The sequence below is a fragment of the Pseudomonas sp. BNK-45 genome, assembly GCF_047456255.1.
Taxonomy (GTDB): domain Bacteria; phylum Pseudomonadota; class Gammaproteobacteria; order Pseudomonadales; family Pseudomonadaceae; genus Aquipseudomonas.
This window is the reverse complement of record NZ_CP179909.1, coordinates 2,230,204-2,248,324: the sequence shown is the minus strand read 5'-3', so window position 1 is coordinate 2,248,324 and position 18,121 is coordinate 2,230,204. Positions and strand designations below refer to the sequence as shown.

Below are 18,121 nucleotides of genomic sequence, written 5' to 3'. Positions count from 1 at the left end.
CTCCAGGAGACGGCGCTTTATCCTTCGCACCCTGAAGCTGAAACGCTTCATCTTTCCTTTTGAAATCAGCGGCATGCCACCTTGATCCATCGCGATCAAGGCCACGCAGCCTGCCCTTGCTTCTGCCTATTCCTAGAAAAAGACCTGACTCGAATGCCTATGCCCGTTTTTCAGCGTTTAAAAGACAGCGCTGTCCTGACTCCCGTTGCCCTGCCCAAGACCCTGAGCCTGCTCGGCGCCCTGGGGTTCGCCGCCTGCACCCAGGCCGCCCCGGCCTTCGACAGCGACTCGCCCTGGATGCTGGGCGACTGGAACGGCACACGCACGGAACTGGCGAACAAGGGCTACGACTTCAAGGTCGATTACGTCGGCGAGATGGGGTCGAACCTGCACGGTGGCTACGACCACGACCGCACCGCGCGCTACAGCGACCAGTTCGCCTTCGGCAGCCACCTGGACCTGCAGAAGATCCTCGGCTGGGATGACGCCGAGTTCCAACTGACGGTGACCAAGCGCGACGGCGACAACATCAGCAACGACCGGATCAACGACCCACGGGTCGGCGGCTTCACCTCGGCCCAGGAAGTCTGGGGCCGCGGCCAGACCTGGCGCCTGACGCAGATGTGGTACCAGCAGAAATTCTTCGACCAGAAGCTCGACATCAAGGCCGGCCGCTTCGGCCAGGGCGAAGACTTCAACAGCTTCCCCTGCGACTTCCAGAACCTGGCGTTCTGCGGCTCCCAGGTGGGCAACTGGGCCGGCAGCGTCTGGTACAACTGGCCGGTCAGCCAGTGGGCGCTGCGGGTCAAATACCACCTGACCCCAGAGGTCTACGCGCAGATCGGCGCCTATGAGCAGAACCCGTCGAACCTGGACCGCGACAACGGCTTCAAGCTCAGCGGCAGCGGCACCCAGGGCACCCTGTTGCCGGTGGAACTGGTGTGGACGCCCAAGCTCAACGGCCTGGCCGGTGAATACCGCGCCGGCTACTACTACAGCAGCGCCAAGGCCAACGACGTGTACAAGGACAGCAACGGCCAGAGCGCGGCCCTGAGCGGCGAAGCCTACCGCAGCAGCTCAAGCAAGCACGGCCTGTGGTTCGGCGCGCAACAGCAAGTCACCAGCGTCGCCAGCGACCATTCCCGCGGCCTGAGCCTGTTCGCCAACGTCACCGCCCACGACAAGAAGACCAACGCCATCGACAACTACGTCCAGGCCGGCCTGGTCTACAAGGGCCTGTTCGATGCCCGCGCCAAGGACGACATCGGCTTTGCCCTGGCCCGGGTCCACGTCAACCCGGCGTACCGCAAGAACGCCCAGGCCAGCAACCAGGCCCGCGCGATCTACGACTACGACAAACCCGGCTACCTGCCGCCGCAGGACACCGAATACAGCGCCGAGCTGTACTACGGCCTACACCTGGCCAACTGGCTGACCGTGCGCCCCAACCTGCAATACATCCGCCATCCCGGTGGCGTAAGCCAGGTGGACGACGCCCTGATCGGCGGGATCAAGATCCAGAGTTCGTTCTAAGGCCCCTGGCACCCAACAACGTCATTCACAGTTTTCAGCTGAACCAAGCCCGCGCCTGATCGTCATCTACAGTGAACAAGCGCGGGTCCACTCTTAACGTCACGGAGAACCACACTATGAGCACTGAGGGTGCTTCAAGTCCGAGCCGCTGGCTGCCAAGCCTGCTCGGGATCTTGCTGCTGCTAATGGGCCTGGCCTTGCTGGCCGGGGGGATCAAGCTGAGCATGCTCGGCGGCTCGCTGTACTACGTCCTGGCCGGTATCGGCCTGACGCTGACCGGCCTGCTGTTGCTGGCCGGCAAACGCGCGGCACTGGGTCTGTACGCCCTGGTGCTGTTCGCCAGCACCGTCTGGTCGCTGTGGGAAATCGGCCTGGACTGGTGGCAACTGGTGCCACGCCTGTCGCTGTGGTTCGCCCTCGGCGTGGTTCTGCTGCTGCCCTGGTTCCGCCGTCCGCTGCTGCGCGATGGCCCGGCACCGATGGGCACCGCGGCCCTGAGCGTGGCCGTGGTCCTGGCCGGTGGCGCCGCCATTGGCAGCCAGTTCACCCACCCTGGTGAAATCTCCGGCGACCTGGGTCGCGACAGCGCCAACATGACCAGCACCGCCCCGGCCATGCCCGAGGGTGAATGGCAAGCCTACGGCCGCACCGAGTTCGGCGACCGCTACTCGCCGCTGAAGCAGATCACCCCGGGCAACATCGGCAAGCTGCAGGAAGCCTGGCGCATCCGCACCGGCGACATGCCGACCGCCAAGGACCCGGTGGAAATCACCAACCAGAACACCCCGCTGAAGGTCAACGGCATGCTCTATGCCTGCACCGCCCACAGCAAGGTGCTGGCCCTGGACCCGGACACCGGCAAGGAAATCTGGCGCTTCGACCCGCAGATCCAAGGCCCCAACGGCGACGACTTCCGTGGCTGGGCGCACATGACCTGCCGTGGCGTGTCGTACTACGACGAAGCCAACTACAAGAACTCCGACGCCATCAGCCAGCCGGCCACCCTGTCCCCCGCGGGCCAGGCCATCGCCGCCAGCTGCCCGCGCCGCCTGTTCCTGCCCACCGCCGATGCGCGCCTGATCGCCATCAACGCCGACACCGGCAAGGTCTGTGAAGACTTCGGCAACAAGGGCGCCGTGGACCTCAAGGCCGGTATCGGCCCGTTCACCCCGGGTGGCTACTACTCCACCTCGCCGGCAGCCATCACCCGCAACCTGGTGATCATCGGCGGCCACGTCACCGACAACGAATCGACCAACGAACCGTCCGGCGTAATTCGCGCCTTCGACGCGCACGACGGTCACCTGGTGTGGAACTGGGATTCGGGTAACCCCGACGAAACCGCTCCCCTGCCGGAAGGCAAGACCTACACCCGCAACTCGCCGAACATGTGGTCCCTGGCCAGCGTCGACGAGAAGCTGGGCATGGTCTACCTGCCACTGGGCAACCAGATGCCTGACCAATGGGGCGGCAACCGCACCGCAGGCGCCGAGAAATTCAGCGCCGGCACCGTGGCCCTGGACATCGACACCGGCAAGCTGCGCTGGAACTACCAGTTCACCCACCACGACCTGTGGGACATGGACGTGGGCAGCCAGCCGACCCTGCTCGACATGAAGACCGCGAACGGCGTCAAGCCGGCGCTGATCCAGCCGACCAAGCAAGGCAGCCTGTACGTGCTGGACCGTCGCGACGGCACCCCGATCGTACCGATCCAGGAAATCCCGGCCCCGACCGGCGCGGTCGAAGGCGACCACACCGCCCCGACCCAGGCCCGCTCGGACCTGAACCTGCTGCCACCGCCACTGGATGAAAAAGCCATGTGGGGCGCCACGCCGTTCGACCAGATGCTGTGCCGCATCCAGTTCAAGGAACTGCGCTATGAAGGTCAGTACACCCCGCCGTCGGTGCAGGGCAGCCTGATCTACCCGGGTAACGTCGGCGTGTTCAACTGGGGCAGCGTGTCGCTGGACCCGGTCCGTCAACTGCTGTTCACCAGCCCGAACTACATGGCCTTCGTTTCCAAGCTGGTGCCGCGGGCCGAAGTCGCCGCCGGCAGCAAGCGCGAAAGCGAAACCTCGGGCGTGCAACCCAACACTGGCGCGCCTTACGCGGTGATCATGCACCCGTTCATGTCGCCTCTGGGCGTACCTTGCCAGGCACCGGCCTGGGGCTACGTGGCCGGTATCGACCTGACCACCAACAAGGTGGTGTGGAAGCACAAGAACGGCACCAGCCGCGACAGCTCGCCGATCCCGATCGGCCTGCCAATCGGCGTACCGAGCATGGGCGGCTCCATGGTCACCGGCGGTGGCGTGGGCTTCCTCAGCGGCACCCTGGACCAGTACATCCGCGCCTATGACGTGAAAAACGGCAAGGAACTGTGGAAATCCCGCCTGCCAGCGGGCGGCCAGGCCACGCCGATGAGCTACACCGGCAAGGACGGCAAGCAGTACGTCCTGGTGGTCGTGGGCGGCCACGGCTCCCTGGGCACCAAGATGGGCGACTACATCATTGCCTACAAACTGGCGGAATAAGCGTTACCGACAGGGATGAAAAAGGCGGCTACCTACGGGTAGCCGCCTTTTTTTGTGATCGCTACGCATTAGGAATATCACTCCCCTTAGGGAGTACAGCTTTTCTGTATGCTTAATTTAAAAATACAATACCTGACGCCACCCTCTTTAATTCACTGAAAGTTTTCGCACTTATCGATAGTGGCTCTGGGGCATTCTCAGCACTGCCGAGTAAAACACTTTCGCCTTTAATCAGGCAAAACGTTACTCGACCAAATGTAGGTGTGTCTTTGTTTTTGTATCCAACAATGAAGCCGCTCAAATTTTCATTTTTTATTTCTTCAAATACATAACTATTGGCGGCTCCGGCTTTTTCTGTTGGCCTCCACCCTGCCTCGCTCAGCGCCCCCGGGCATTTAAATGCATTATCATTTTTGATTTGCTGCAGTTCAGGGCTGTCACTGCTTAGCTGATTTTCGAATGCCGGCTCAAAATCAAAGTATTTTGCATTGTCACACATCAAACCAAACCATTTCGAGTTCAGCCCAGATTTTTTCTTAAAACTCCAACTGTATCCAAAGCTTGTTTCGGCCTGTGATAAATATGGCCAATCTTTGATTTTTTCATTTGATTTTGACTCAAGAAATACAACGTCTGGCGTATTAAACCTTAAGCGTTGCCCCTTGAGCAGCAGCATGCTGTATAGACAATGGCTCTGGTGAATTTCTACTGTGCTTTTCCCAGTGGCATATATGCTTTCCCTGATACCATTGCCTAACTTGATGGTTTCGCCACCAACAGCGGCAAAAGAAAAGATCAGCAGTAAGCATAGTTGCGCTTTTGCCAAGCCCAACATCCATTTTATGATATTCACCACTCAATACTCCTGCGAACATAATCCAGTGGAACCATGGATAGGCTATTGGCGGACATTGGAAATTGCAGTCTATCCATTAAAACAACCTGTGCATTTGCAAATGCCATGAATCGTGCCTGGATTCCCCATATAGACGAAAAATTTGATGATGGTGATCCAGTATTAATTGTTGCGGCAACATTTCCAAACGCGGAATTTTCGTAATAGTGTTTCGTCTGAAGGTTTGTCGTGACAGCCCTTAATGTACTGAAAGGCGCCGCATAGTATCCATCTGCCTGTTTGGCTGACCCAGACCATAACCCATATGCGTCGGCGCTGTTGGTGGTATCAAACGATGCCTTTACAGCCTCTCGTTTTACAATGATCTCTTGAGGGATGCCCGTAGATATATCGTTCAAAGAGTTTATCGGATCATACATGAATCCCCCCTGAGCAATAGGGCGATTATTATTGGTCATGACCAACCTGCTCATTAAAGCTTGTGAAATCTGATTGTCGATGCCCCCCTTGAATCTCCAATATTCAATATAGTTTCCAATATGGGTTAAATGCAGGAAGTCTATACAGCGTCAAGAACTGTACCATTATGGGCTATCCTCATGACTTGTTTGATACCCTTGTGTCTCTTGAGTGGCATTGGCAAAAAAACATGCCATTCGGACAGGTGTACTAAAAGAAACTTGTGATTCTGGTTAGCAGTTGGCCACTTTCATCAGAAGCTAGTAACGCACTGCTTTGGGATATTATCCTCATAGTAGGTACTGTTTAGACTTCTGTTTTTTTTATCAGTCACGAGATTGATAAATTCATCACCACAACTTGGAAAGATCTCTGTGAAGGCTATTGTTTTAACGTCATAAATAAACACTCTAAAGATCCTGTAAGTACCCATCCCATCATCAGTATGCCAAACAGCAAAATCCCCCACTCCGTCAAAATTGAAATCATCAAGCGCTATATGTAGCTTCTTATCTGTTTCAAAAGCAAAGTCGCTTACCTTGTGATTCCCATTACTCTTCACATCTATATTCAAGCTTAATCCGTCCCACGAAAGCTTTACTTCGCTTTCTTTGTCGGGGTTGAATCTTAGCGATTGCGCTTGAATAGACACGCAAACAAAGGTTACTAGCGCCGCCAAAATTGCTTTTTTAACATTCATCTGACTACTCCGCAGGCTGCATATCTGCATGGATAGTAGCCTTCCCTGTAGGAGATATGATTATTGTTTGGGTTTCAGCAATACTGTCTGTAAGCTTTCGAAGCATATAGGCAGTATAGGCCTGTCTCTCGTAATATCCGTTGCCGCCGCCGTTAACTAGACGATTGATCAGTCCTATATTATTAGCCGAGTACAACCTGTCTGAAACTCTGTTTATATTCATTCCACCAGAGAAGACTTTAGACACCCAGTAAAAACCGCCCGAGTCACACGCATTATATTTGCTCTCTGCAACTATATCTGGATCAAATCTTGGAGCCCAGACAAAAGCAATCCCCCCATCATCCGGATGTGCTGAGTAGTGCATTGAAACGTTAGTCAGGCGTGGAGGGATATTCGAAATCCTTTCAGTATATGCGCCTACATGATTTCTAAAACCTCGGTACTCTCCATAAGCTTTGTAGTTTTTAGCCCAAGTCAACTGCATTATCCCTCTTCCGTAGAACACGCTATAAAATTCAGTTGCGGGGTTTAGCACAGAATACCGACCAAAACCCCACTCATGCATTAAGCGCTTACTTCCACCGATATTTCTCCACTGTGCCGTTTCAAGAAGTACTTGCGCTAAAAATATAGAAATTCTCTTCCTGTCTGCACCCAAATATTTTCTTATGGCTTTATTTAGATCCTCTATATGGCTTGACACTCTATTTTCCGCACTTCTTCTATTTGTGGTATATGTCTGGCCACTTGTATTTATGGAAGTTCTTGGATTTCCGCTCGCGGTATAAAACATGTGCTTGGGAAACGTACCTCCAACTTCAACCAAACTCAGCCATCCACACTTTCTAAAAACCCGAATAAACTCCTTTGGTGGGAAATGCCAGTGCTCTGAATTAACATCTTTCAGATCCATATTTTCCCAAAAAGCCAACGCCTCATAGTGCAACTTCAATTTTTCTTGAGCCTGCGCGGAAATAATAGGCTCATTACCTTCACTCAACCAGTTGTACCTGTTGAAGAAATTGGCTCTTTCCCATTCGCTGGGAAATTTACAAATCAGTCGTTTAAGTTTTTTCTGGTTTTCAGGTGTGTTGATCATCGCACTATAGGCAGTACGCTGTTGTGGCGTCACTGGAATCTCGGAAATGCCCAGTAATTCCATAACCTGTTCAGACTGGCAACGACCATCACCATCGGTGTCATCGTCAATCAACTTCCAACCCTGCCAATGGGGAAAGTCGGCGTCGCTATAGACAGTAACTGTAGGACTTTTCAGGTTGACCCAGCCGACGCCTGCCGGATGGGCGCCGCTCGCCGGATAGGCTACTTGTCGCCAGTGCGCCGCATCATGGGGCTGTAGTAGATCTGGACCCAATATCCTGCCAAATCGCAATAATTCATAACCCGCACTCGGTGAGCGGGGATACAACGCTTTGGCAGTCGTATAGAGGTTGTATTCGTAATCTTGCGTTTCCTGCCATTCTCCCAGTCGAGTGCCGGATTCATTGAAAGTGGTTAATGTGCACTGTCCTTGTTCATATTTCATGGAAACAAAATACGCATCGATATGCCGGTGAACAATGGCCGATTTATTAGTTGCGCTTGTTGGGTTGGTCGGGCGGGCGGCATAGAACAGTATTTCTGGAGGAATATAGAAGTGAACATCGCCCCAGCAACTATCAGTTCGCCCATTCCTGGTGGTGGTCAGGCGCCCGGTACTCCTGCCTAGAAAATGGCCAAGTTGCTCCTGAGAGCAGATGACTTCAAAGTGTATTTTATGGGGAGCACCATAAATCCTGCCCGCCGTACCTAATTCGTCCTTCCGATAAATAGGCATATCAATTGCGATATCGACGGATTTAATAACGGATAAGTGCATGTAGATTGAATAAAAAACAACGTTGGCGTGGGCGCCTTCGCCTATATCCGTTTCGTGTTTCAGAATCAGGCAGCCGTCATCGGTCCAGCCATTTCGATAATTCAAAGGATGGCTGGTATCGGTGTTGGTTGCCGTAGGTTGACGAACATAAGCCACGGTTCCATCGGCGATGGCGCGAACGGGCAGGTGAGTGTTCCCTTCCCTCGGTGCCGTGAGATGGATACCACCGTGCCAGACCATGTTCTGACCGAGAGGAAAGGCTCCTTCAGTACTGTTCATCGCCCGATTGATAAAGTCCTCATCGCTTTCGTTTGGGGCGGCTAACGGGAGAAAAGGCGGGCTGATCAACATAGTCGGACTCCATATCCATCAATCGGCATATCCATGAAAACGAGCGTTACAGCGAGAACGGATAATCTTCTTCAGGTTTGGTTTTCTGCTTGGGATTCACCAAGGCCTTCTCCATCAAGCTCCCGGCCTTATCCTTGTCCGCCACACCGGGTAGCATCGGCGGCTCAATACCGACGCCGCTGCCTTGCCCCGCCGCACCTCCCGCATTCACCTTGAGCAACGCCCCACTCACGCTGACGCCGCTGGCGTCGAGCTTGATAAAGCTGCCCCCGGCTTGCACCGTCAGTTCACTGGCCGCTTCGATCACCATCTTCTGCCCCGCTTGCAGGTGAATCTCGCGGCGGGCCTGGAGCAGTTGTGCGGTGCCCAGCTGGATGTGCTGGTCGTGCGCCACGTTCAGGTGGTCGTCGGCGCGGATTTCGGTTTTGCGTTCGCCGTGAGTGGTGCGGTGTTCCTCGGCCTTGAGCTCGCTGTAGCTGTTGCCTTCAACCGTGTCGTGACGCTCGTGGCCAACGCGAATTTTCTGGTCGTGCCGGATGTTTTCATCCCAGTCGCGCTGGGCGTGGACGAAGATCTGTTCGGCGCCTTTTCTGTCTTCGAGGCGCACTTCGTTGAAACCGCCGCCGCCTGGCGAACTCAGGGTCTTGAAGGTGCTGCGGGTCTTGTTGGCCGGCAGTTCGTAGGGCGTCGGGTGTTCCTGGTGGTACAGGCAACCGCTGATCAGCGGCTGGTCGGGGTCGCCTTCGAGAAAGTCCACCAGCACTTCCATGCCGACGCGGGGGATGGCGAGGGCGCCGTAGCGGTCGCCGGCCCAGCTGGAGGCGACCCGCAGCCAGCAACTGGTCCGGTCGTCGCCCTGGCCTTCGCGGTCCCAGTGGAACTGCACCTTGACCCGGCCATATTGATCGGTGTGGATTTCCTCTCCGGGCGGGCCGGTAACCACTGCGGTCTGGCTGCCCAGGACCCGGGGTTTCGGATGGTCCAGCGCGGGGCGAAAGAACACATCCCAGGGGGTGGCGAGGAAGCGGTTGCGGTAGCCCTGCTGGAAGCCGTCTGCGGTCTCGGTATCGCTGGTGATCGATTCCTCCAGCACCTGGGGTTGCTTGCCTTCGTGAGTCACCCGGGTCAGCAGCCACAGGTCGTTCCACGCCTGGCGCGGGTGATCGGTCAGTTCAAGAAAATGCCCGCTGACCAGTCGCGGCTCATCGCCCCAGCCCTCAGCCTGGCGGTAGTCGGCGCGGTGGCGTTCCAGGGCGCGCTGGCTGAGGAACTTGCCACGCTGGCGATCGGTGAAGCGCCCGGGGTAGTCGTAGTCCTCCAGGTCCGGTTCCTGGGTCTTGGCGTCGGGCTTGTAGGCAGCCTCCATTTGCAGGCGCGGCTTTTCGAAGTCGTAGTCGCGCCGGGTGACACGACAGGTGCGGGTTTCCAGGCGCACGTTAAAGCCCTTGATCACCGGCTCATCGGCCACCAGCCCGCTGCCGCGCACATAGGCGGTGGGCCGGCCGAGCGTGCGGAACACGCTCTGGTTGTCGCTGAACACCAGCAAATGCGCCTCGCGGCTGTGCTGGAAGTGGTAATGCAGGCCTTCTTCTTCGCACAGGCGCTGGATGAAGTGCAGGTCGCTCTCGTCGTACTGCACGCAGTAGTTGCGCTCGGGGCAGGGCTGCTGGATCTGGAACTGGTAGGCATCGCCGAGAATGCCGTGCTCTTCAAGGATCTGGGCGATGATCTGCGGCGCCGAAAGCTGCTGGAAAATCCGCTGGTTGCTGCGGTGGCGCAGGTAATCCAGGTGCGGCAGCAGCGACAGGCTGTAGCGGCTCAGGCGCTGGCCGGCGTCGCCCTGGGCGATGCGCTGGATCAGGCCATGGATGCCATGGCCCTGGGGATCGAAGGAGAGAAAGGCCGGTTGGTGCAGCAGGGCTTCAATGTCGATCCAGGGGCGTTCGCTGACCAGTTGCAGATCGAAGCGAAACGGCTGGCTGATGGCTTCGGTGCCCTGGAAGGCGAGCACCTGGAAGTCGTGCTGGATGCCTTGGATGTCCAGGCTGAAGTGGGTCTGGTCGGCCGGGCTGAACATGGGTCGCTCCTTGACGTGTTGCGGCTGATTCCATTAGCCGAAGCGCTGCGGGGCCGAGGCCTCGCTGCAGACGCGCAGTAACTTAGCAAGTTGCAACTCGTCACCTTTGTAGGAAATGTCTGAAATACCGACCGATCAGCCCGTTCCATGACCTCATTTATCTCACCGCCATCCGGGTGCTGAGGGTGCTGGAAGGAAAGTTGCGAATGCTCATGTGGCGGCTGATCGGTGGGAGCCCTCGGCACACCCTGCCCCTCAAATCGCGGTCACCGAAAAGTCTTACAACACGCGTCGAATCGCATCACCTTGTTCCTCAAAGGTTCAGCCCTTAAGGTCTGGGGGTCATTGCAAATTCAGTGACAGGGGTGTGGAAGCCCCTATATCGTTAGGCGCGCAAAGCACCAGCAACCGTCAGGCATGTTTGCAGCCTGCACTTTATGGTGGCTGTGCGCGGGGCGCTCTTGAGTGCGCCGGGTGCCTAACGTCCCGGTCTTCCACACCTGCGTACAGCCGCCACCTAATTACGTGGAAGTGATTCTTGGCGACTCCGACTCATACGTTAGGAAGCAGACCAATGAAGAAAATCACACCTGATCCACCCACCAACACAGTGGATAAAACCGTGGAGCACTACATGCCCCTCACCAGCAACGACTACAACATCCCCGCCCTGCTGGTGGACACCCAGGCCCCGCTGGACGCGCTCCACGAGGCCGCCGCCCACCGCATCCGCGCAGCCACCCAGTTGCTGGAAAACATCGCCAGTCACGACAACCTGCAGAGCAACCCGGCCCTGCTCCAGGACTTCGCCCAACTCTGCGTCATCCCCCTGCGCGACGGCTGCGACCTGCTGGACGTGCTCGGCCGGCGCCTGCAGGAACAACTGCTCACCTGAGCTTGATCCGGGACCGGCAACACCTCGCCGGTCCCATCCGACGGCCCTGTGCGCCTCCCCCAGCGCCCCGTAATTGCAAAGCGACATTAGCCCATTTGTGCTAATCGACCCTCCCCCAGCCCGGGGATATAGTGCCGGGCAACCACCCGATCTCCCCCAACACCGCCGTTCTGCGGTGTCGGGAGCGGCTGCGCCGTTGAAAACACAACAACACCAAGGAAGAGCCATCATGAAACTCCAGTCCAGCCTTCGTCCCCTCGCCCTGCTCAGCGCCCTGGCCCTTGCCCTGGGCGGTTGCGCCATCGCCAAACCGAGCAACGACGACCTCAAGAACCGCGCGCAGATCACCCTCGGCAAGCCGGTTTCCACGGTTTCCAACGTGCGCAGCGACGCGTCCCAGACCTACTTCACCGCCAGTACCAGCGCCGGCGAATACAACTGCGTATTGCCCAGCGGCGGCATGGTCGCCTTCGCCACCATGGGCGGAGCGGTAGCGCTGCCGGCCGAGTGCAGCAAGCAATAAAGCGCTAGCCCCAAGGCCAACCTGGTTCGCCACGACGGGCTGCCCCGGTGTAGCAGCGGGACAGCGTCGGGCGAGCACCGCTCCCTCCTGAAAAGGTCCCAAGTTGATGAAATCCCGTCTCTTCATGGCGACAGGCCTGGCCCTGCTCGCCTGTACCCTGATGGCCTGTGCGCCGCGCCAAGGGCGAACCCTGGCCGAATACCCGCCGGTAAAGATTCCCAGCGTGCAGTACCCCGACGTGCCCTTCGACACCCAGGCCGCGCGCGCCGCCCTGCAGCCCGGCAGCGCCACGCTCACCGGTAAGTTCTGCATCGTCGGCAACGATGGCATCGAGGACAGCCGCGACGTCAAGATCTATCTCTACCCGGCCACCCCGCACTTGCAGGCCTGGCATAAGTTGCGCGCGTCCCAGCCCGAAGGCGCCCCGGTGAGCATGGTCCCCGAGGCCCTGGCCGTGCACCGGGTGACCCGTACCGACGGCAACGGCATCTTCCAGTTCACCGGGCTGCAACCGGGCCGCTACTTCGTCCAGGGCCAGGACATGGTGTACGGCACCAGTCGCTGGAACGAGTACGTGGGCACCGGCCAGAGCAACACCAACTACGGCCCGGTGACCACCCACTACTACACCGAGCGCAGTTCGATCTCTTCGTACTCAGGGATGCTGGATGACTTCGTCGAAGTGGCCAGCGGCGAGAACAAGAAGCTGACCATGACCAACTACCCCCTGCTTATCCCGTGCCGGACCTGGTAACCACCTCTGTCGCCGAAGCGCTGCGGGCCGACGCCAGCGGCGTTTCGCGCAGGGCGCGCAAGGTGCCCCGCAGTTCCACCGGGCGCACCGGCTTGGAGAGGATGGCGATGTTGCGGTCGTGCAGGGCCGCGTGGATTTTCTCGATGTCGTGCCCGGTGATGATCAGCGCCGGCACCTCCCAGCCGCGCTGTCGGCGGATGCTGTCGATGCATTCGATGCCCGAGGCCCGGGTGCCCAGGTCGTAGTCGGCGACGATGATGTCGCAGTCGGTCAGCAAATCTTCCCCGCTCGACTCGGCCTGGACCACGCAACCCCAGCGTTCCAGCAGCGCCGAGGTGGCCAGCAGGACGTTGCGGTCATCTTCCACCAGACAGACCCGCAACCCGGTCAGCAAGCCGCTCTGCAGCGCCTCGTCACGGCCGTGCAAGCGCTGTGGCGCGGCCGGTGACAAGCCATGCAGGCTGACCGTGGTGCCGTGATCGACCCGCGAGCGGAGCGTCACCTGCAGGCCGGTCAACTGCCCCAGGCGCTTGACGATGGACAGACCCAGGCCGACGCCTTCGACGTCCTTGTCGCGCAATTGGCGGACCCGGTAGAACTCATCGAAGATTTTCGGCAGATGTTCCTCGGCAATCCCCCGGCCCTGGTCATAAATGACAATGGCCAGGCCTGCGCCGCGCCGGCGCACGCCAATCAGCACCGGCCGTTCGGCGGCGTACTTGAAGCAGTTGGACAGCACGTTCTGCACCATGGTCGCCAACAACCCCGGATCGACTCGCACCCAATGGGCGCAAGGCCGCAACCGCAGCTCGACACCGGCCCAGCGCGCGGCTTCGGTGTTCTGGCGTACCAGGTCGCGCAGCAGCTCGCCCAGGTGCACGGTGTCGTACTTGGGCTGCACCCGCCCGTTGTCCAGGGTGTAGAGGTCGAGGATCGAACGGAACAGCTGCGAAACGTTGAGCAGCGAACGGTCGATGTTGTCCACCAGCCGCCGCTCATCCATCCCCAGGTTGGCTTCGCGCAGGCAGGCGGTGAACAGACCGATGGAGTGGATCGGCTGGCGCAGATCATGGCTGGCCTGGGCCAGGAAGCGGGACTTTTCCAGGTTGGCGGCAATCGCCTCTTCGGACGCCAGGCGGGTGCGCTTGAGCAGGATATGGGCGTACACCGGAATCACCGTGCTGGTGATCATCAGCATCAGCACCATGTAGGGCTGGGCCTGCCAATAGGGGGTCAGCAGGTAGACCATGAACAGCGCGACCTGCGCCAGCACCGTGGCGATCGCCAGGTAGCGCGAACCGAAACGCATGCCATTGCCCAGGTTGACCCAGACCATCACCGCGTAGATCGGCAGCGCCCCCTCGCCGCCCACCACCAGGCCGTAACAGGTGCCGGTGTAGTCGTAGACCATGCCCAGGATGCGCCGCGCCGGGTAGTGCCCGGGCCAGCGGGCGATGGCCATGCGCAGGATGATCGAACCCAGCATGAACAGGGCAATGTAGATCATCACCGGCACATAAGGGTCGACCTGCTGCCCCGGCAGAAAGCCGATCACGGCAAACCAGACCAGGGCGCAACCGGACACGATAATCCGCAGGGTGGCCTGGTCGAGTTCGCTGTCCTTCTCAACGTTCATGCGATCACCTCCTTGTGCAATCTGTGTGGCCGTGGTCTTTTGCCGCTCGGCCAAACCGCGTTTCGAACACGACCAGCGGCCCGTTATAACGCCGCGCGTCAAGTTAGCATGGGCGCAGGACTGGATGTTTCAAGGAGTTTCACGACATGACCTGCCGGATTATCGTCGCCGACGACCACCCGCTGTTTCGCGAAGGCATGCTGCGCACCCTCCAGCGCCTGCTGCCCGACGCCGTGCTCGAAGAGGCCGGCGACCTGGCCGCGGTGCTGGCCCTGGCCCAGGCCGGCGAGGAGCCGGACTCGCTGATTCTCGACCTGCGCTTTCCCGGCCTGACCTCGGTGAGCCTGATTGCCGACCTGCGCCGCCAACTGCCGCGGACCTCGATCATCGTGGTGTCGATGGTCGACAACCAGGACCTGATCGGCGAGGTCATGGCCGCCGGGGCCGACGGTTTCATCGGCAAGAGCATCAGCCCGGAGGAAATCGGCCAGGCGATCCAGGCCATCCGCGAAGGCGAAGTGGTGGTCAAGTACGCGCCTTCCGGCCTGCTGCTGCCCCTGGATGCCGGTGCCGAAGTGAGCCAGCTGACCACCCGGCAACAGGAAGTCCTGCGGCTGATTGCCCAGGGCAAGACCAACAAGGAAATCGCCCGGGAACTGGAGATCTCGCCGTTCACCGTGCGCATCCATGTGTCGTCCCTGCTGCACACCCTCAAGGTGCCCTCGCGCGCCGCGGCCGCGGTGAAATTCGCCGGCGCCTGGTAAACCGCGACCTGGGCAGGGGCTGCGGCGGGCCAAGCGCTGCCCGGCGGCGACCGCGGCCATTGGTCCCGGTAGTCCCTTTAATGCTGGGAAGCCCTGCGCAAATCAGGCAGCATCGGTCCTGGCACGCCTGAATAAACACCATGGCATTGGGTGGCAGGCCAGGAACAGCGTGCTGGCGCCGCCGCCCTAAGCAGGAGAAAGACATCATGAATACGGATAAACGTGATGAATTGTTTGACCGGTTACAGCACTGGTTCGGCGACTCGGAAGCCGCCAACTGGAACGAATACACCACCGAGCAGGTGGCCAAGGGCGTGCTGGGCGCCTTTACCCCGACGCAATGGCAACGACTCGGCGAGACGCTGCTGTCACGGCCCGAATACTGGCAGCAACGCTGCGCGGTGTCCCTGGGCGAGTTGCGCACCCCACCGGCCATCGCCCTGTTGAAACGTCTGCTGGCAGACTCGCCCTACCTGGATGTACGGATCATGGCGATCTATGAGCTGGACTGGGCCGAAGCCGCCATCGAACAGCGCTACGCGCCCTGCATCCAGGAGGTCATGGACAACCTCTGCGCCGAAGACATCGAACCGGAGCTGCACAGCCTGCTGAACAAGGCCGAATCGGCCCGCCTCTGATCCCTCCCCGGATGCCGGCCGCGGCCGGCATCCAACGCCCTCAGCTGGACACCCGCGACCTCGACACCCAGCGCTCGAAGGCCTCGGTGGCCAGGGGCCGGCTGATCAGGTAACCCTGCAGCGTGTCGCAGCCCCAGCTTTCCAACAGCCTCAGGCAATGCTCGAACTCCACCCCTTCGGCCACCACCTTGAGCCCCAGCTTGTGGCTCATTTCAATGGTCGAGCGCACGATCACCGCATCACCGCTGGTTTCGTTCAGGTTGCGGATAAAGGACTGGTCGATCTTCAACTCCTGCACCGGCAGACGCTGCAACTGCGCCAGGGATGAATAGCCGGTGCCGAAATCGTCCACCGACAGGCTGATGCCGCAGCCACGCAAGCGCTGCAGCACGGCCAGGGCCTGCTGCGGATTGCGCATGATGGCGCTCTCGGTGATTTCGAAGACCAGTTGCTCGGCCGCCACCTGGTAGCGCTCCAGGCATTCGCGGACCCGGACCTCCAGGCCGTCGTCCTCCAGGTCACTGGCAGAAATGTTCAACGACAGGCGCACCGGCAAGGCCCGGCGGTTCCACTCGGCCAGTTGGCCGATGCAGGCTTCGATGACCCAGGACGTCAGGCTGTGCATGCTGCCGGTCCGCTCGGCCAGGGGAATGAACTCCGCCGGCGACACCACGCCGAACACCGGATGCTGCCAACGCAGCAGGGCTTCGGCCTGGTGCCAATCATCCCGGTGCCGATCGAGCTTGGGCTGATACAGCAGGAACAGCTCGCCTTCGGCCGCGGCACGGCGCAAATCGCGGATCAGGCTGATCTGCCGCTGATGGGCCAGGTCACGGTCCTGCTGATAGACCTGCAGGTAGCCGGGATTGAGCGAGGCGTCGTGGCGCGCGATGGCCGCGCGGCTGATCAATTCCTCGGCGGACTGGCCGTCGGCGGGGTACACCGCCATGCCCATGCAGATCTGCCGCCGAACCTCGTCGCCATGGATCAGTTGCGGCCGGCTCAACAGCTCGTGGAGGCGATCGGCCACGGCAATGGCGCCATCGAGTTCGGTGTTCTCCAGTAGCAGCAAAAATTCGCTGGCGTTGATCCGCGCGGCCGTATCGCCCTGGGCCAGCACTTCCCGCAGCCGTCGGCTGAGCTCGCCCATCATCAGCTCCAGCCCTTCACTGCCGAAGCCCTCATGGATCGCCCGGTAATTGTCGATGCCCAGGTACAGCAGCACCACCTTGCGCCGGGCGGCGATGGCCTGGCCCAGGCGTTCGATGGCCAGGGTCCGATTGGGCAGACCGGTGAGGGGATCGTGCAGGGCATTGTGGGCCAGTTGCCGCTCACGGGTGGCAATGGCGCTTTGCATGGCGTTAAAGGCATCGGCCAGGACCCCGAATTCATCGCTGCGCTTGATGGCCACCGCCGCCTGATAATTGCCGGCGCCGATGCGCCGGGCCGCTTCGGCCAGGTCTTCCAGGGGCCGCGAAACCCGCCGGGCCATCAACAGCGCACAGACCAGGGAAATCACCAGGGCCACCAGGGCGATCCACAAAAATTCCCGATCCAGTGGCGCGAAGGCCTGCAGGGCCTGCTCCAGGGGGCTTTGCAGCAGGACCATGACCCGCGGATCGCCGGGGTCACCGGTATTGGCCAGTTGCAGGGCCTGGTTGAGAAAGCGCTGGCCATGGGCTTCGCTCAACGGCGGCAGGGACTGCCACAGCGGATCGCCCAGGGCGTTGATGATGGGTGACCAGAAGAATTCGGGCTGGGTGCTGAACAGCTCGCCGGGGCGTTGGGCGTCGACGGTCAGGAACGAAACTTCCAGGTTGCTCATGGAGCGCAGCTCCCGGGCGAACAGCTCGTCCATGGGAAACCCCATGACCACCCGGGCCAGGGGCGACGAAGCCTGCACTTGCCCTTGCACCAACAGGTAGGGGCGGCCTTGGATCGCGACGAACAGCATGTGGGTGTCGTGGCGCCAGGCTCGGCGCAGGGCCTGGTCATAGGGAAAGGGCCGGTCCCGGGCCACCGCCGGCAAGGTACTGGCGATGACCCGGCCTTCGGGACTGAGCACGAACATCTCGCTGGAACGGATACCGCCCCGGTGCTGGGCCAGTGCCGCAAGAATATCCACCGGTTTGCCACTGAGCACGGCCCGGCGGAACTCCGAGTCCACCACCAGCCAGTCGACCCCGTATTGCAGAGTGCGCCCCCGCAGATCCAACAGACGCTCGAAGACTCGGGTGCCGATTTTCAATTGCTGCTGCGCCTGCTTTTCCACCGCTTGGGTGGTCGCGGTCTTGACTGCGAAATACACCGCGCCGATCAGCACCAACAGCAACAGCGCCAGCACCCCGACAATCCTTGCCTGAAAGGTTCGGCGCCACCTCATAAGGTCGTGCCCAGCAGATTTGATCGCCCCTCGGGCCGGAAACCTGGCGCTGCGGACGACGACCGCCGAGCACTGAAAAGTCCATTCTTCATACCCATCCCTCTGAAAAGCTGAATGCGTGCGTCAAATAAAT

Annotated in this window: 14 protein-coding genes; 7 read left to right on the top strand and 7 right to left on the bottom strand. The window is 59.8% G+C overall.

Translation table 11 applies throughout. The annotated features are described in order from the left end of the window. The first annotated feature begins 159 nt into the window (after positions 1-159). Entirely contained in the window at positions 160-1,533 is a 1,374-nt protein-coding gene (locus ACMGG8_RS10500; RefSeq protein WP_414159929.1) for a carbohydrate porin, read from the top strand. Between the two features lie 116 nt (positions 1,534-1,649). Continuing rightward, positions 1,650-4,070: a glucose/quinate/shikimate family membrane-bound PQQ-dependent dehydrogenase gene (locus ACMGG8_RS10495; RefSeq protein ID WP_108545290.1), complete on the top strand. Its 2,421-nt coding sequence runs from the start codon at positions 1,650-1,652 to the stop codon at positions 4,068-4,070. A 112-nt stretch (positions 4,071-4,182) separates the two neighbouring features. Here the strand turns inward: ACMGG8_RS10495 and ACMGG8_RS10490 are convergent, their stop codons facing one another. From ACMGG8_RS10490 to tssI, 5 genes are all read right to left on the bottom strand, one after another. Further along, positions 4,183-4,923 (bottom strand): hypothetical protein, encoded by a 741-nt coding sequence (locus ACMGG8_RS10490; RefSeq protein ID WP_129406399.1) that lies wholly within the window; start codon positions 4,921-4,923, stop codon positions 4,183-4,185. Then, positions 4,920-5,384 carry a hypothetical protein gene (locus ACMGG8_RS10485; protein WP_129406398.1) on the bottom strand — a complete coding sequence of 155 codons (465 nt, stop codon included), beginning with the start codon at positions 5,382-5,384 and terminating at the stop codon, positions 4,920-4,922. Before ACMGG8_RS10485 ends, ACMGG8_RS10490 begins: the two co-directional genes overlap by 4 nt. Positions 5,385-5,638: 254 nt before the next feature. Beyond that, on the bottom strand, positions 5,639-6,085 hold the full coding sequence (locus tag ACMGG8_RS10480; RefSeq protein WP_129406397.1) for an XAC2610-related protein: 447 nt from the start codon (positions 6,083-6,085) through the stop codon (positions 5,639-5,641). Positions 6,086-6,089: 4 nt separating this feature from the next. Further along, positions 6,090-8,318, bottom strand: a complete 2,229-nt coding sequence (locus ACMGG8_RS10475; protein WP_414159555.1) for a hypothetical protein — start codon at positions 8,316-8,318, stop codon at positions 6,090-6,092. Positions 8,319-8,364: 46 nt separating this feature from the next. Further along, positions 8,365-10,395, bottom strand: coding sequence for a type VI secretion system tip protein TssI/VgrG (gene tssI / locus ACMGG8_RS10470; protein WP_414159554.1), 2,031 nt, complete (start codon positions 10,393-10,395; stop codon positions 8,365-8,367). Between the two features lie 574 nt (positions 10,396-10,969). Here tssI and ACMGG8_RS10465 point away from each other — a divergent pair. The 3 genes from ACMGG8_RS10465 to ACMGG8_RS10455 all read left to right on the top strand — a co-directional run bounded on the left by ACMGG8_RS10465 (position 10,970) and on the right by ACMGG8_RS10455 (position 12,567). Then, positions 10,970-11,290: a hypothetical protein gene (locus tag ACMGG8_RS10465; RefSeq protein WP_016964166.1), complete on the top strand. Its 321-nt coding sequence runs from the start codon at positions 10,970-10,972 to the stop codon at positions 11,288-11,290. Between the two features lie 229 nt (positions 11,291-11,519). Then, positions 11,520-11,813 (top strand): hypothetical protein, encoded by a 294-nt coding sequence (locus ACMGG8_RS10460; RefSeq protein ID WP_047305906.1) that lies wholly within the window; start codon positions 11,520-11,522, stop codon positions 11,811-11,813. A 106-nt stretch (positions 11,814-11,919) separates the two neighbouring features. Beyond that, positions 11,920-12,567: a carboxypeptidase-like regulatory domain-containing protein gene (locus ACMGG8_RS10455; RefSeq protein ID WP_414159553.1), complete on the top strand. Its 648-nt coding sequence runs from the start codon at positions 11,920-11,922 to the stop codon at positions 12,565-12,567. Here the strand turns inward: ACMGG8_RS10455 and ACMGG8_RS10450 are convergent. Then, positions 12,545-14,203: a hybrid sensor histidine kinase/response regulator gene (locus ACMGG8_RS10450; protein ID WP_060840847.1), complete on the bottom strand. Its 1,659-nt coding sequence runs from the start codon at positions 14,201-14,203 to the stop codon at positions 12,545-12,547. The two genes, ACMGG8_RS10455 and ACMGG8_RS10450, sit on opposite strands and share 23 nt — an antisense overlap. A 146-nt stretch (positions 14,204-14,349) precedes the next feature. On the opposite strand from ACMGG8_RS10450, the gene ACMGG8_RS10445 reads away from it, so the two are divergent. Continuing rightward, positions 14,350-14,967: a LuxR C-terminal-related transcriptional regulator gene (locus ACMGG8_RS10445; RefSeq protein WP_060840848.1), complete on the top strand. Its 618-nt coding sequence runs from the start codon at positions 14,350-14,352 to the stop codon at positions 14,965-14,967. Positions 14,968-15,173: 206 nt separating this feature from the next. Further along, positions 15,174-15,605, top strand: coding sequence for a HEAT repeat domain-containing protein (locus ACMGG8_RS10440; RefSeq protein ID WP_060840849.1), 432 nt, complete (start codon positions 15,174-15,176; stop codon positions 15,603-15,605). A 40-nt stretch (positions 15,606-15,645) separates the two neighbouring features. Here the strand turns inward: ACMGG8_RS10440 and ACMGG8_RS10435 are convergent, their stop codons facing one another. Further along, positions 15,646-17,988, bottom strand: a complete 2,343-nt coding sequence (locus tag ACMGG8_RS10435; protein WP_414159552.1) for a putative bifunctional diguanylate cyclase/phosphodiesterase — start codon at positions 17,986-17,988, stop codon at positions 15,646-15,648. Between the last annotated feature and the right edge of the window lie 133 nt (positions 17,989-18,121).

What these genes read in the sequence shown, in the direction of transcription:
- ACMGG8_RS10480 (WP_129406397.1), bottom strand. Translation starts at nt 6,085, where the DNA reads ATGAATGTTAAAAAAGCAATTTTGGCGGCGCTAGTAACCTTTGTTTGC.
- ACMGG8_RS10495 (WP_108545290.1), top strand. Translation starts at nt 1,650, where the DNA reads ATGAGCACTGAGGGTGCTTCAAGTCCGAGCCGCTGGCTGCCAAGCCTG.
- ACMGG8_RS10475 (WP_414159555.1), bottom strand. Translation starts at nt 8,318, where the DNA reads ATGTTGATCAGCCCGCCTTTTCTCCCGTTAGCCGCCCCAAACGAAAGC.
- tssI (WP_414159554.1), bottom strand. Translation starts at nt 10,395, where the DNA reads ATGTTCAGCCCGGCCGACCAGACCCACTTCAGCCTGGACATCCAAGGC.
- ACMGG8_RS10500 (WP_414159929.1), top strand. Translation starts at nt 160, where the DNA reads ATGCCCGTTTTTCAGCGTTTAAAAGACAGCGCTGTCCTGACTCCCGTT.
- ACMGG8_RS10460 (WP_047305906.1), top strand. Translation starts at nt 11,520, where the DNA reads ATGAAACTCCAGTCCAGCCTTCGTCCCCTCGCCCTGCTCAGCGCCCTG.
- ACMGG8_RS10435 (WP_414159552.1), bottom strand. Translation starts at nt 17,988, where the DNA reads ATGAGGTGGCGCCGAACCTTTCAGGCAAGGATTGTCGGGGTGCTGGCG.
- ACMGG8_RS10485 (WP_129406398.1), bottom strand. Translation starts at nt 5,384, where the DNA reads ATGACCAATAATAATCGCCCTATTGCTCAGGGGGGATTCATGTATGAT.
- ACMGG8_RS10445 (WP_060840848.1), top strand. Translation starts at nt 14,350, where the DNA reads ATGACCTGCCGGATTATCGTCGCCGACGACCACCCGCTGTTTCGCGAA.
- ACMGG8_RS10450 (WP_060840847.1), bottom strand. Translation starts at nt 14,203, where the DNA reads ATGAACGTTGAGAAGGACAGCGAACTCGACCAGGCCACCCTGCGGATT.
- ACMGG8_RS10440 (WP_060840849.1), top strand. Translation starts at nt 15,174, where the DNA reads ATGAATACGGATAAACGTGATGAATTGTTTGACCGGTTACAGCACTGG.
- ACMGG8_RS10455 (WP_414159553.1), top strand. Translation starts at nt 11,920, where the DNA reads ATGAAATCCCGTCTCTTCATGGCGACAGGCCTGGCCCTGCTCGCCTGT.
- ACMGG8_RS10465 (WP_016964166.1), top strand. Translation starts at nt 10,970, where the DNA reads ATGAAGAAAATCACACCTGATCCACCCACCAACACAGTGGATAAAACC.